This is a genomic window from Ferranicluibacter rubi (assembly GCF_011603255.1).
Lineage (GTDB): Bacteria > Pseudomonadota > Alphaproteobacteria > Rhizobiales > Rhizobiaceae > Ferranicluibacter > Ferranicluibacter rubi.
This window is the reverse complement of the sequence record NZ_JAANCM010000007.1, coordinates 67,768-80,664: the sequence shown is the minus strand read 5'-3', so window position 1 is coordinate 80,664 and position 12,897 is coordinate 67,768. Positions and strand designations below refer to the sequence as shown.

Below are 12,897 nucleotides of genomic sequence, written 5' to 3'. Positions count from 1 at the left end.
GTAAAGGCCAATCCTTGCTGCGGTAAGCTCGTCCCGTCAAGAAAGGAATGAGCTTATGACGCATCACTTCGGAATTCTCTGCTTTCCCGCCGTCCAACAGTTGGACCTGACCGGTCCTTATGAGGTCTTCGCCTCTGCGCGGGACGCGAAGGTCCATCTCGTGTGGAAGGATCTCGAACCCGTGAGAGCCTCGACCGGTCTCTGGCTGCAGCCCGACATGCGTTTTGCCGATGCGCCAGACTTCGACGTCCTCTGCGTGCCCGGCGGCGCAGGCGTCAACGCGCTCCTCACCGACGACGAGACGTTGACCTTCGTGCGGGACAAGGCGGCCAAGGCGCGCTTCGTGACGTCAGTCTGCACGGGTTCGCTCGTCCTCGGGCGCGCCGGTCTTCTCGAGGGTCGTCGTGCCACCACGCACTGGAACGCGCACGACTTTCTCGAGGGCTTCGGGGCGATGCCCGTCAAGGAGCGGGTCGTCCGGGACGGATCGCTCATCACGGCAGGCGGCGTGACCTCGGGGATCGACTTCGGCCTTGCCGTCGTTGCAGAGCTTCTGGGGCGCGAGGAAGCCGAGACGATTCAGCTCTCGTTGGAGTACGCGCCGGAACCGCCCTTCGGCTCGGGCCTCCCCGAAACGGCCTCGCCCTCCGTGCTGGCGGCTGCCAAGGCTCGCATGTCCGGTTCGCGACGAGAGCGAGAAGCGCTTCTCTCTGCTACATCCGCGAAAGGATGAGCTCGATCAGCAGGTCTGCGGCATTCAGGAGGATGTCGTAGGCTGTGGTAAGCTCCTTCACGGGTTGGAAGGTTCGGCGACGTGCGAGAGCCGCATCGGGCAAATCATGCACCCTTGAGACGCGACGCCGACACACCCAGCCGCTCGCTCTATCAAGGATAAAGAAGTTCGGTTCGGCGTCCGTTTGCGCCCCGCTCTACAAGCTGCGCAACAGAAGGCGCTTCTTTGGCTCGAGGTTGGGCGCGAACGGTCGATTTCAATGCGATGACGCGCTTGCCGGGGCTGGCACTGCCGACCGCGTCGTCGGGCGCGCGAAGATCACCACATTGCCGGCAAGTGTCAGGACGAGGCCGATGATCGCGAGCGGGGTCCAGTGATAGCCCTCATAGAGGGTCGAGAGCGACAAGGCGACGACCGGAAAGAGCACCGTCGTATAAGCTGCCCGCGATGAGCCGACGCGCGAAACCAGCATCAGGTAGGTGGTAAAGCCGACGACCGAGCCGACCGCGGCGAGATAGAGCATCGCCATCAGATACCGGGCGTCGGGCGGCGCGATAACCGGCGTGCCGGTGATCGTAATGAGAATCAGAAGAAGGAGGGCGCCGTAGGTCATGCCCCAGGCGTTGGCCGTGGCCGGCGCGATCCCGGCGGCACTGTTGCGGCGTGAGACCATGTTTCCCAGCGAAAAAAGCAGCGTCCCGAGCGCCGACAGGCCAACGCCCTTCCAGGTATCGATATCGAAGTGCACGAGGATATCCGGGCCAAACAGCATAAGTAGCCCTGAGGCGCCGAGCGCTGCCGCCAGCACCGTGCGCGCCGTGATCCGATCGCCGAAGAACAGCCGGGCATTGATGGCGTTGTAGATCGTCGCCAGTGAAAAGATCACCGAGATCAGCCCCGACGGCACATAGCTGGCAGCATTGTAGAAGCAGATAAAGTTGCAGCTGAACAGGCAGAGGGCCTGGGCAAGGATGAATGGCTGGTGCCGGGCAGCAGGAACCTTGAGCTTGCCCAGCACGCCGAGCACGACAAGGAAAATGAAGGCGGCCGTGGCAAAGCGGTAAAACACCGAAACCAGCACGGGCACCGGCCCGACCTGCATGGCTATGGCGATCCACGTCGTGCCCCAAATTATGACGGTCGAGACGAACAGAATGATATTGACCATGACTCCCTCGCTGTGATGATCGACGAATACGAGGGAAACAGTGGTCCTTATTGCAGATTCTTGCGGTAAAATGGATTCCCGCAGCGCCGACGTCTACCTCTATGCTGGCATGCACGGCACTCTGAGATAGGATGGGGCTCGTTTCGCAAAGAGTTCCTTCATGTCCGTCATCAACCCATCCGTCTTCAGCTTTCTTTCGGCCTCGCCTTGTGCGCATGCCACCGATGCGCTGGATCTCGGACTTGGCAAGTCGGCGGTCATCTGGCGCAACGCCCATGACCGGATGTGCTACGAGAGGCCGGGCGGCCATACGTTCAGCCTGTATCTCGAAGGTGGATCCGGTACCCGTCGTATCGACAGAGCCGATGTTAACGGCTGGTCGGGTGCGTTTTGTGTCATGCCGCAAGGCGCCTCTTCGGAATGGGACATTACGGACGTCTTCACATTCGTCCACGTTTACATGCCGGATAAGGAGATGCGGCGGTTTTTTGCCGAAACTTTCGATCGCGACTGCCGCCTGATGGTGGTGCCAGAGGCGACCTTCGACCACGCGCCGACACTTGGCGGAGCGCTGCGCCGCGTCGCCCATGCGGCGAGGTCCGGCGACACGCTGCTGGCCGACGAGGCCATCGCAACCGCCCTCGCCAGCTTTTTTGTCGATTCGCGTTATGGCGGAACCCGGCCCATATCCGTCAAAAGCGGCTTGGCCCCTGCTGTGCGCCGGCGCGTCACCGACTACATCGAGGCGCATCTCGACACACAGATCACCTTGCCGGATCTTGCCTCCATCGCCGGCCTTAGTGAATTCCACCTGCAGCGCATGTTCCGTGTCAGTTGCGGTGTCTCGCCACATAGCTGGGTCCTTCACAGGCGTCTCGCCCATGCCAAGACACTTCTAACAGGAACCGAGCCGATCGCCCGGATCGCTGCGGCCTGCGGCTTCAGCAGCCAAAGCCACCTGACCCGGGTGTTCAAAACGATGACCGGCACCACGCCGTCAGCTTTTCGACAGAGCGTTTCTGGTCGCGCCTGAGCCTTTTCGCCTCTTTCTGCCTGTCTGCACCACGCGCTCGGGTCACGGGCGCCGGCAATCCGGTGTCTGAAAGAAAGTGGCCCCGCCCTTTGGGGGCGAGGCCTCTGCGCTGTCAGGCGTCGCGCTTCTGGCGGGACCAGACGAGGGCGTAGTCGCCGTCGGTTTCACTCGGCCAGAGAGCCGCGGTGATCGGGGACGGGAAGCTCGGGTCGTCCAGCTTGACCGAGATGTAGGGCTCGCCGTCGCTCGACGTGGCCTTCCAGGCGGCGCCCACCTCGGCCATGCCGCTCATGATCCGGAAATCGGGCGCGTCCCGCGAGGTGCGGTCGATGGGGTTGAGACGGGCCTTGTAGCCGACGGTGAGGGTGCGGACCGTACCCAGGATGGTGTTGCCGCTGGTGGTGAATTCGCCGATGACAGCCATGATCGTGATCCTTTCGGTTTGCTCGGGCCGCGCCCCTGCGCGACCTCGATGGGGTGTCAAAGACCGCTGGCGATCGCCACCGCATCCCGAAGGGACCGAAATGGAATGCAGGACGGCCGAGAGCGGCTTTCTTGGATCGCGAGGAATGCGAGCGTAGCGAGCAGGGGAAGAAAGTCGCAGAAGGCCGTTGCGGTCAGGCGATCGAGACGCAGTCGTCCTGCGGTCACACCCATACATCGAGGACGTGCCGGGGCGCACCGATCATCAACGCAGAAGGATCCCGACCGAGGTGTGTCTATCATCGACTGTTTGAAGCACAACCAGCGGGGACACCGCCATTGATGCAGGCTCTTGCTACCGCTGCACGACTGCCGAACTCGATTCCGTTGAACGTACCGTCGACACCGCCCCTTCGGACAATGGCAGGCGAGAGCAACGCTCCCCCGAAACCCCTCGAACGCGCAACATGGCAAGCAACCTTGCCGGGAACTCAAGTTTCCCACCTCGACATCGGCTAACTGCGAACGAGGCCGACGGTGGCGCGCGCCCTGCAAGGTTCAGCCCGAAAGGTGCGGCGGTCGACAGGTCGGCCTCGTCGAGAGGAGCCTCCGAACGGTGGAGGCAGACCTCGCCCCGGAGACCGCGCAAGCCGGTGCGGATCGCCCGATCGACCGCGACAGCATCGCACCAGACTTCGGGATCCTCGTCGCGCATCGTCCGCCATACGGCTTCGAAATCAAACGGGCAGCCGATGCAGGCGCTCTTCGGTGGAGGGGGATAGCCGTGCCGGTTGAGCCGGCGCAGGCAATCGTGCCGGGTCATATGCCGCTCGATCAGCGGCATCAATCGACCTGCCACGCCTCGCGCGCAGGTTTCATGGTACGACCTCGTCCAGCGAAATTCCGAGCCATTGCTCGACGACGGGATGCTGGGACGAGCGCTGGCGTGTCAGGCCCGCAAGCTCGCGGACCTTCATGCGGATCGGCACAATCTTGACGTCGCCCGCGCCTTGGCGGCGGATCATGCAGATAGAGATCGTTCCCGTTGGCGTGCCCGTGTGGAAACCTCGACCAGGTCGCCGTCCTCGTCCTCGTCGAGGATGGGCACCTCGGTTCATGCAGGCGTCACGATCTTCGTGAAAGCCGGGATCGACGCCCAGCCTTCTCCGCTTGCGGCCTCCATGAGGCTGTCGCGGATGTTCCCGGCCGAGACGATATGGACCGGGAACGGCAGGACGTTCGGCGACACCAGCAGGCGAGATGGTCTTAGTCCGTTCGCGGCTCCCAGCCGGTATCGACGAGATGGCGCAGTCGGGCATTGGCCCGATCTCGCCACTGGCCGCCATCAGCGCCAGCGTCGTCGATTGCACGCCAGCGCCGAGGCTGAGAACGCGCAAGTAAGGAGTCGGAGGTGTGAGGCCCCGCCCCGGCGGTGGACCTGCCGGTAGGAAAACCGTGGATGCGTTTGCTCCCATCCGTCTTGCAGGAGCGTGCCGTGCCCCGCTGGAAGAGGATGCGGAGCGCGCGGGTCGCGTCAAGAGCCTGTCAACGTCCCGATCAGCGCCTCTGACGAAAGCCTGTGAGCCGCAGAGCGCAAGGATATCTGGGTTGCAGCCTACGGCACGACGTCCAGATCGGTCTTTCTGAACTCGTCGGCCGTCGCCAGGATTGGCACGCGATAGTATTTGGCGCAGGCATAGTGCAGGCAGTCGCCGAGATTGAGACCATGCCGCCCGGCGCGATAGCGCTGCGCCGCTGAAAGCGACAGGGCGACCGTTTGTTTGGCCGGCGGCAGATCCCGGATCTCGATTCCGCGCGCCTCCAAGAACTCAAGAACGATCGGCTCCACCGCCTCGACGCTCAGCCCGAACTTGTCCGGCCGAGCGAGGCCGAGAACGGACTCGAGAATGGCGACCGGTGAGGTGATGCGCTTGGAGGCGCCTGCCAGCGATGTGGACACCCGCTCCGCCTCGGGCTCGTCGGACAGAAGCGCGATGATCGCGCAGGCGTCGACATACATCAGCGGTCCTCCCACATCTCGTCGAAGATTTGGCCGTCGAGCGGCTTGCGTGCCTCCTCCGTCAGCGCGACACCGTGCTTCTCACGCAGCCGCGCGGCCGTCTGAAGCGCCGTCTCGCTGTTGCGGCGGCGCTCGATCGCTTCCTTCATGGCGATGACGATCGCCTCGGTGATGCTGAGGCCTGCCATCTGCGCGAACTTGCGCGTGAGCGCATCGGCCTCCGGATTGTTGACGTTGATCGGCATGAGGCCCTCTATGTAGATCAGCTAAAACTAAATGTAGATGATTGCGTCTACATTGCCAAGAGTGCTGGAGAGTGCGGGCTTTGTCAGAGCGAGAGCGCCCAGTGGACTGGCGGGGCCGAAGCCCTACCCGCGTTGGCTGAGGCGAGCGCCGCCATCTGGAGATCGGCAGCCTTGCGCTCGACGGTTGCACCGGCGTTCTCGATCTGGCGCTCGAAGGGCTTCCAGCGCTCGCCGACGATCTGCTCGTAGGCCGCGACCGCGCCCTCGGCGGCCATGCGCGCCCTCGATCCCGCGATGGCCTCCCGGCTGCTTGCGGATCAGATGCACGGCATTGTTGGTGTTCTCCCAGAGTGCGAGCTTGCGCCTGTGATGCACCGGCGGTCTTGCCGTACCGTCGGCGTAGCAGATGATCGCGCCGAGTAGCGCGAGGTCGTGGATGTGCTGTGCGGACATGAGGTCCTCCCTGGTGTGGCGCGATGCGCGTGAACTTGAAACGGAACCGCCGCCGGCATGCGGCCGGCGGCGGGTATTCGTTCGGAAAAAAGAAGAGGGAAACGCGCGGCTACTCGGCGGCCTCGCGGAAGGCCTCGGCCACGTCGGATGCCGCCGTGCCATCCTGTTCGTCGTCGGTGACGATGCTGGCGTCGTCCGCACCTTCGTCGCTCGCCGCGTCGTCGCCCTCGAATTCGGCCGGATCGTCCGGCAGGCCGTCAACATCGACCTCCCCGTCTTCCGATGCGCGGTTTCGCGTCATCCATTCGGCAAGCGCCTCCGCCTCCGAAGCAAAGAGCGCGGACGGGTGGACGAACGGCGCCTCCCCGAAATGCTCCACCAGAGCCGCACGCGTGTCGCGGACGCGGGCACGCGGCAGGACGGGCGTGTCCTTGCAGGAGCCTTCGAGCGCGCCACCCGACAGGCACGATAGGAAGGCCTCGGTGCCCATGTCCGGCAGGAACGTGGCCGCGCCGATCGCCTCGCGGGCGATTTGCGCGACGATCCCGCTGTTCGTCTGGTTCACGCGAGCCAAGAGCACATCGATCAGCATCTAGCGGGCCGCAACGCGCAGCGTACCCGGATCGAATTCCAGCGTGCCATCCTCAATGACAAGCTGCACCGCATGGCGCGCGAGGCGCTTGCCGCCATAGCTCGTCGCGCTCGAGCCCGACTGGACCTTGCCGTCCCGGTCGAGATACCAAGCGCTGCGGTCGGACTTGGAAGGCTTGCCGTAGACGCGCTCGGCTTTGGGCGGCAGCTTCACCTCGCCCCACTGCGTCGTTTCCACGATCGCGCCGCGCTTCGGCAGATGGTTTGCCATCCACTCGTTCTGCACCCCGAGAAACGCCTCGACATCGGTGGTGTAACGGCTGTCCTGGTCGGCGGGCGCGAACAGGTCCTCCTGCCAGACGATGCCGTAGGCCTTGGCGACAGCGTCGTCGAAGCTCGCATCCTTCGCCAGCATGCGCGTCTTCGTCAGCCCCTGCGCGACGCTCCACCAGGTCACCTGCGGATCGCCCTTCTTTAGCTTGTGCTTCTTCCAGACCTCCACCTGCTCCTCGCGCGAGGCTGCGGCGATCGTACGCAGCTGCCGCTCGTCCGGCATGTCGCCTTTGGCCATCTGGTCGAGCATGGCAGGTAGAACGTTAGCCAGAAGCCGGAGCTTGCGGATCTGGCGCGCAGGAAAGCCGAGGGCGACGCCGATCGCCTCCTCGGTCCAGCCGAGCGCGACCAGCCGCTCGATCGCGCGCCACTGGTCGACCGGGTTGAGCGGTTAGGTTTTGTGTCAGGTGTCCTTTTGGCTGGATTACACTGATTCTAAGCACTTTTCAGCTGTGAGCGGTAGTTCGATTGTATCTTTGGCTTCGAAACCCTCTCGGGTCTGTCAATTACGAGCTTCGCGACGGAACCGGTAGCCGCCCTTTGATGCGCGCATGGCCTTGGCGATCGCCTTGTTGATGTCATCGAGATTGCAGGTCTCCGGGTGAAACTTGCGACCCACCCACCGGCGCATGGCATTATGTTCCTCGTGGTCAGGATCGAGCCAGGCTTCGAGGAAGTCAGCATAGCCTGAAGTCCCACCAACATCTTCGGGAGGTCCGGAACGTTTACCTGCGATACAGCGAGGATATTTGGCATTCTCCTCGCGCGCGACGCGCTCCAGGCGCAGCAGATGACGCCAATTATCGCCAAAGTCGTATACATAGAGGATCGTGAGAGGGTTTTCCTCGGGATCGTAGGGAAAGTGAAGGTCGATCATCCTAACCTCGGTCGCCTCGAAGGTCCGGCTGTCGGACAGACCATCCTCATCGTACTCTGGTGCCCCGTAGATAAGGCCTCCGATATTGAACTGATGCAAATGACTGTCAGTCCAGCCAAAGGCGGCCTGCAGCAACTCGTGGAGTTGAGCGAGGTTGAGAATGATGGGCAGTTCGAGCGTGCGGCTGATCATGGGCTCGATGCCGAGGATATGAACCTCGGCGCGCACGATGAAGCTGTCTGGATCGAAGGGGTCAAGCATGCGGCAGATCATGCCGCGCACGAATGTTGCGGGCAATAGATAGGACGACAATTGTCCTTCGACGAGCGCGGTAACCAACCTGCAATCGCAGACGACATCAGGATTTTGGCCCGCGCGGGAGAGGCATCGGCTTCATGGCGCGATCGCGCTCAGTGATCAGGCAGGCATTAAGACGCTTCTGCCGCTCGACCTCCGCCTCGGCGTCGAGGATGCGCTTCAGCAAGGCGGCATTTTCCGTCACCATACGCCGCTCCTCGATCTGCAAGACCTGGATCAGAGCGCGCTGCTGGGCGAGCTTGTCTTCCGGGCCGCCAGCAAGATCGAACATGAACTGCATTTCTCGCAGAACAAGACGTTATCGGCATATGCAAGCGAAGCATCGACCCTTTCACGGATCAATGCCTAGCCTGCGAGCACGTCATCTTCGGATGGCGCCCTGTTCTTTCGCCTACGTGCATTCTCGATACAACTCGATCGACGGCGCGTGCGCATCGATCATCTCGCGGACCTTGCCTGCAATCGGCAGGTTGGCCTTCTCCGCCTCCCAAACGGCGTGGAAACGCTCGACCGTCTCGCGTGCCGTGTTGAGCACCAGCTTTCTGACAACTGCGTCTTGGCCGCGAGATGCGCCAGTTTATTGGCGCGCTTAATGATGGCCTTATAGTCGGTAAAATCCGCATGTTCGATAAGCGGCGACTTTTTGGCACGCTGCTTGATATCCATTTCCCTCTTATCAATCCATCAATCGAGCATGCTGTCAGGCAGTTTTAGATTGCGGCAATTCGTTTCTGGCCGCGATTCCATGGGTTTTGGCAGTGACTGAGCAGTGGTCGGAAAATGGAAGAATGGCCTGAGCCGTATCAGAAGATCAGGACCTTTTCAGGCGAGACCGAGATAAAAACGACGTCTGCATCCTCGGGCAGGCGGGCTGAGGTTGCGCAGGTCAACGGTTGGTCAAGACCTTCGACGTGAAGCATGACATGCTCTGTTGCCCCGAGAAAGACGCGTCGCCGAATGCGTGCTCGGATGGCCCCGGGACTTGTTGAAATGTTGATCGCATCCGGTCGTATATAGAGCGTCGTCGCGTCCTCCGGCGCCAGAGCAGGCGGCGCGGCGAAGGTTCCAAGAGGGGTTTCCACCCTGCCGTCGCGCAAGAGGCCGGGTACCGCATTCAGCGCGCAGAAGAACGCCGCCGCATAGGCATCGAACGGCCGGTCGTAGAGATCGTAGGCCGTTCCCACCTGCACGATCGCGCCCCCGCGCATCAGCACAACGCGGTCTCCAGCCGACAGAGCCTCCTGCGGATCATGCGTCACCATGATAACGGTGGTTCCGGAGGCGCGCAGGACTGACAGGGTTTCGTCCCTTACGCGCTGGCGCAGACCCTGGTCGAGGTTGCTGAACGGCTCGTCCATAAGGATGATGCCGGGCTCGGGAGCCAGCGCCCGGGCAAGCGCTACCCGTTGCTGCTCTCCGCCGGACAACGCATGGGGAAACCTGGCGGCCAGATGCGCGATACCGAGCCGGCCGAGCAGATCTTCTGCGCGGGCTGCCGCCTCGGTACGCCTGCGTTTCTTCAGGCCGAAAAGGACGTTGTCACGAACGCTCAGATGCGGGAAAAGCGCGTAGTCTTGGAACATGAAGCCAACGTTGCGGGCTTCAGGCTCGATGAAACCATCACCATCAACGGGGCGTCCACTGAGGAAGACATGCCCGGAATCGAGCGTTTCCACGCCGGCGATGACACGAAGAAGCGTCGATTTGCCGCAGCCGGAGGGCCCAACGAGCGACAGGATCTCTCCTTGGTGGATATCGAGCGACAGATTATCGAGGGCAGTGGTGCTCCCGAACCTGCGTATCGCCTTTTTCAGCCGCACGGCCGGTTCCGTCATGTTCGCGTATCCTCGATCGTTTCATTTTTTCGCGCCGACGTCGATGATGCCGACCCCGCGACACCGACGCGGGACAGGAAGACAACAGGCAGGACAGAGATGGCGACGATTGCGAGCGCTGCGATAGAGGCTTCCTCATAGGTGCCGCGCGCGGCCTCGCCATAGAGATGAGTCGCGAAGGTTTCGACATTGAGCGGACGCAGTAGGAGCGTAGCCGGCAGTTCCTTGACGCAATCGACGAAGACCAGCAGCGCGGCGGCCGCTATGGCTGTCTTCGACAGCGGTAGGTGAACATGCCGGAACGTTCCCGAAGGCGACTGCCCGAGCGTGCGGGCGGCATGGTCGAGCGAAAGCGGGATGCGCGAAAGCCCTGCTTCGATGCCTCCGGCCGAGATGGCCAGGAACCGCACGGTCAGGGCATAGACCACGGCAGCGCCGGAACCCAGGAACACGAGGCCGGTGGAGATGCCGACCCACTGGAGCGCAGCGCGGTCGATAAGCTGGTCGGCACTGCCGAGCACGATCAGAACGCCGATGGCAACGACAGTGCCCGGGGCGGCATAGCCGAGGGTGGACACGCGCAGGAGCCAGCCGGTGTCCGGGCGCAGGCGCGCCGCATAAGCAATGAGAAGTCCCAGCGTGATCGTCACGGCCGTCGCCAGCGTTGCAATGACGATCGTGTTGACGGCCTCATGGAGGAGGCGAGCGGAGAGCGACGCGAACTGGTAGCGTTTCCACGCTTCTATTGCGAGGTAGATGGCGGGCGCAACGAAACCGAGCAGCACAGGCACAAGCCCGGCGGCAAGCAGCAGCACGCCCTTCGACGGTGCGACCGAAACCGGTGTCATGCCGTGGTTGCGCCGCGTATCGACGGCGTAGCCCTGCCTGCGCCGGGCCCATCGCTCGAGCGCTACCAGCCCGACGACGATAAGAAGCAGCATGAGCGCAATCTGCGCAGCCCCGGGCAGGTCTGTGCGGGTGATCCACGTCGTGTAGATCGACACCGTCATCGTTCGCACGCCGAGAAACTCGGCCGCCCCCACATCGTTCAAGGTTTCCATCAACGCCAGCGCGATGCCAACGGCCACGGCAGGCCGTGCCATGGGCAGGGCAACACGCCAGAAAACGGCACGCCTCGATATCCCGAGCGTTCGGGCGGCATCGATCAGATTGCCGGGCTGCGTCAGAAACATCGCCCGCGTCGGAATATAGACATAGGGATACAGGACGAAACCGAGAAGCAGAATGCAGCCTGCCATGGATCGGATATCTGGAAGGCGGAACTGCCGAGGGCTTTCATAACCCAGCATCCAGCGGACGGCGCCTTGGACCGGGCCGATCGGGTGGAGAATGTCGAGATAGGCATAGGCGATGATGTAGGTGGGCACCGCGAGCGGCAGGAGCAGCGCCCCTTCGAGCACACGCCGCCCGGGAAAGGCGTAGGCCGTGACGAGCCAGGCAGCGGCGGTGCCCAGCGTGGCGGTGACAAGGCCGACGCCGGCAAGAAGAATCACCGTATCCACCAACGCCACCGGCAGGATGCTCGATACCAGATGCGCCCAAAGCCCGGGAGATCCCTTCAGCGCTTCGAGTGCGAGCCCTGCGAACGGCAGCGCGACGACAAGCGCGACGACAAGCGCGACGATACCGGCGCAGGCCAGCCAGCGCCTGCCGGAACGTCTGAGAAGGCCGGCGGCCGGTGAACTGGCGGGCATCGCGGTATCCAGGGGTATCGGAAGACGGCGCCCGCATGAGCGCCGTCTTCGCGGGTCAGTTGTCGAAGCCGACCTTGTCGACCAGTGCGCTTGCTTCCTTACGGTGGTCGACGATCTCGGACAACGGTGTCTTGTCGATCGTCAGGGGACCAAACGCGGCGATGATAGGATCGACGGCAACGCCGGCTTTGACGGGATACTCATAGTTCGCCTGTGCGTAGATCTTTTGCGCATCATCGGAAACGAGGTATTCCAGCAGCTTCACAGCCTCGGCCTTGTTGGGGGCATGCTTGGCGACGGCTGCGCCGCTGATGTTGACCTGGGTGCCGCCATCCTTGAACGTGGGCAGTACGACCTTGATCGCCTGCACCCATTTCGCCTGCTCCTCGCCACCCTTGCCCGACGTCATCAGGCCGACATAGTAGGTGTTGGCGATGCCGATATCGCAAATTCCGCCAAGAATATCCTTGGCGACATCGCGGTCGCCACCGGCGGCCTTGCGGGCAAGATTGTTCTTGACGCCCGAAAGCCATGCCTCGGTTTCGACCGCGCCATGATGGGCGATGTAATCGGCAAACAGAGCGGTGTTGTAGGGATGCTGGCCCGAACGGATGCAGACCTTGCCCTTGTACTTCGGGTCGGCGAGATCCTCGTAATGGAAGGTCGTCAGGTCCAGGTCCTTGGCGGCGTAGAGCACGCGGCCACGCATGGACAGGCCGAACCAGTGCCCCTTGGCATCACGCAGCTGCGCGGGAACGGCGGCGGTCAGCACGTCGGAATCGACGGCCTGTGTGACGCCCCGTTCAGCCAGATCGACGAGGTTGCCGGCATCGACGGTCATCAAGATATCGGCGGGCGAGCTTTCGCCTTCGGACGCCACGCGTTCGGCAAGGCCGTCCTTGAGGAACACAGTATTGACCTTCGTCCCTGTCGCTGCCGTGAAGGCTTCGAGAAGCGGGGCGATCAGCGCGGGTTCGCGGGTCGTGTAGACATTCAGGTCGGCAGCCGCGGAGATCGAGGGAGACAGCGCCAGGAGGGTGGCGACGGCGGTCGCGGTGAGGAAGGAATGCGCGTGCATGGAGTGCTCCTTGGATAAGGTTCGGGAGAGCCGCTAGGCGACTTCCTGCGATGCTTCGATAGGGACGGCCCGGCC

14 protein-coding genes and 2 pseudogenes are annotated in these 12,897 nt (G+C 62.9%); 2 read left to right on the top strand and 14 right to left on the bottom strand.

Translation table 11 applies throughout. The features are described 5' to 3' along the window. The first annotated feature begins 55 nt into the window (after window positions 1–55). Complete coding sequence (locus G8E10_RS14745; RefSeq protein ID WP_132449357.1) at window positions 56–733, top strand: DJ-1/PfpI family protein; 678 nt, start codon at window positions 56–58, stop codon at window positions 731–733. Window positions 734–989: 256 nt separating this feature from the next. On the opposite strand, the gene G8E10_RS14740 is transcribed toward G8E10_RS14745, so the two are convergent. Then, window positions 990–1,901: a DMT family transporter gene (locus tag G8E10_RS14740; RefSeq protein ID WP_110807988.1), complete on the bottom strand. Its 912-nt coding sequence runs from the start codon at window positions 1,899–1,901 to the stop codon at window positions 990–992. Window positions 1,902–2,061: 160 nt separating this feature from the next. On the opposite strand from G8E10_RS14740, the gene G8E10_RS14735 reads away from it, so the two are divergent. Further along, entirely contained in the window at window positions 2,062–2,934 is an 873-nt protein-coding gene (locus G8E10_RS14735; RefSeq protein ID WP_167129887.1) for a helix-turn-helix domain-containing protein, read from the top strand. 112 nt (window positions 2,935–3,046) lie between these two features. On the opposite strand, the gene G8E10_RS14730 is transcribed toward G8E10_RS14735, so the two are convergent. The 13 genes and pseudogenes from G8E10_RS14730 to G8E10_RS14675 form a co-directional block, all read right to left on the bottom strand. Beyond that, window positions 3,047–3,358 (bottom strand): DUF736 domain-containing protein, encoded by a 312-nt coding sequence (locus tag G8E10_RS14730; protein ID WP_167129886.1) that lies wholly within the window; start codon window positions 3,356–3,358, stop codon window positions 3,047–3,049. 354 nt (window positions 3,359–3,712) lie between these two features. Beyond that, window positions 3,713–4,201 (bottom strand): hypothetical protein, encoded by a 489-nt coding sequence (locus tag G8E10_RS26230; RefSeq protein ID WP_343289804.1) that lies wholly within the window; start codon window positions 4,199–4,201, stop codon window positions 3,713–3,715. A 31-nt stretch (window positions 4,202–4,232) separates the two neighbouring features. Continuing rightward, a complete protein-coding gene (locus G8E10_RS26225; protein WP_343289803.1) occupies window positions 4,233–4,382 on the bottom strand; it encodes a hypothetical protein in 150 nt (49 codons plus the stop codon). A gap of 590 nt (window positions 4,383–4,972) precedes the next feature. Beyond that, window positions 4,973–5,377 carry a type II toxin-antitoxin system VapC family toxin gene (locus G8E10_RS14720; RefSeq protein ID WP_110729216.1) on the bottom strand — a complete coding sequence of 135 codons (405 nt, stop codon included), beginning with the start codon at window positions 5,375–5,377 and terminating at the stop codon, window positions 4,973–4,975. Then, window positions 5,377–5,622, bottom strand: coding sequence for a type II toxin-antitoxin system VapB family antitoxin (locus G8E10_RS14715; RefSeq protein WP_110729215.1), 246 nt, complete (start codon window positions 5,620–5,622; stop codon window positions 5,377–5,379). Before G8E10_RS14715 ends, G8E10_RS14720 begins: the two co-directional genes overlap by 1 nt. Before the next feature lie 83 nt (window positions 5,623–5,705). Further along, a pseudogene (locus G8E10_RS14710) lies at window positions 5,706–5,900 on the bottom strand (hypothetical protein); the annotation flags it as partial. Between the two features lie 284 nt (window positions 5,901–6,184). After that, window positions 6,185–7,387, bottom strand: a pseudogene (locus G8E10_RS14705) (plasmid partitioning protein); the annotation flags it as partial. A 114-nt stretch (window positions 7,388–7,501) separates the two neighbouring features. Then, window positions 7,502–8,149 (bottom strand): plasmid pRiA4b ORF-3 family protein, encoded by a 648-nt coding sequence (locus G8E10_RS14700; RefSeq protein ID WP_343289813.1) that lies wholly within the window; start codon window positions 8,147–8,149, stop codon window positions 7,502–7,504. Between the two features lie 85 nt (window positions 8,150–8,234). Beyond that, the gene (locus G8E10_RS14695) at window positions 8,235–8,465 is read right to left on the bottom strand and encodes a hypothetical protein (RefSeq protein WP_181425295.1); all 231 of its coding nucleotides are present in this window, start codon (window positions 8,463–8,465) and stop codon (window positions 8,235–8,237) included. A gap of 120 nt (window positions 8,466–8,585) precedes the next feature. Further along, window positions 8,586–8,729, bottom strand: a complete 144-nt coding sequence (locus G8E10_RS14690; RefSeq protein ID WP_165917059.1) for a hypothetical protein — start codon at window positions 8,727–8,729, stop codon at window positions 8,586–8,588. A 268-nt stretch (window positions 8,730–8,997) separates the two neighbouring features. Beyond that, complete coding sequence (locus G8E10_RS14685; protein ID WP_167129885.1) at window positions 8,998–10,029, bottom strand: ABC transporter ATP-binding protein; 1,032 nt, start codon at window positions 10,027–10,029, stop codon at window positions 8,998–9,000. Then, complete coding sequence (locus G8E10_RS14680) at window positions 10,026–11,744, bottom strand: ABC transporter permease (protein ID WP_167129884.1); 1,719 nt, start codon at window positions 11,742–11,744, stop codon at window positions 10,026–10,028. Before G8E10_RS14680 ends, G8E10_RS14685 begins: the two co-directional genes overlap by 4 nt. 55 nt (window positions 11,745–11,799) lie before the next feature. Then, window positions 11,800–12,822 (bottom strand): Fe(3+) ABC transporter substrate-binding protein, encoded by a 1,023-nt coding sequence (locus G8E10_RS14675; RefSeq protein ID WP_167129883.1) that lies wholly within the window; start codon window positions 12,820–12,822, stop codon window positions 11,800–11,802. Window positions 12,823–12,897: the final 75 nt, after the last annotated feature.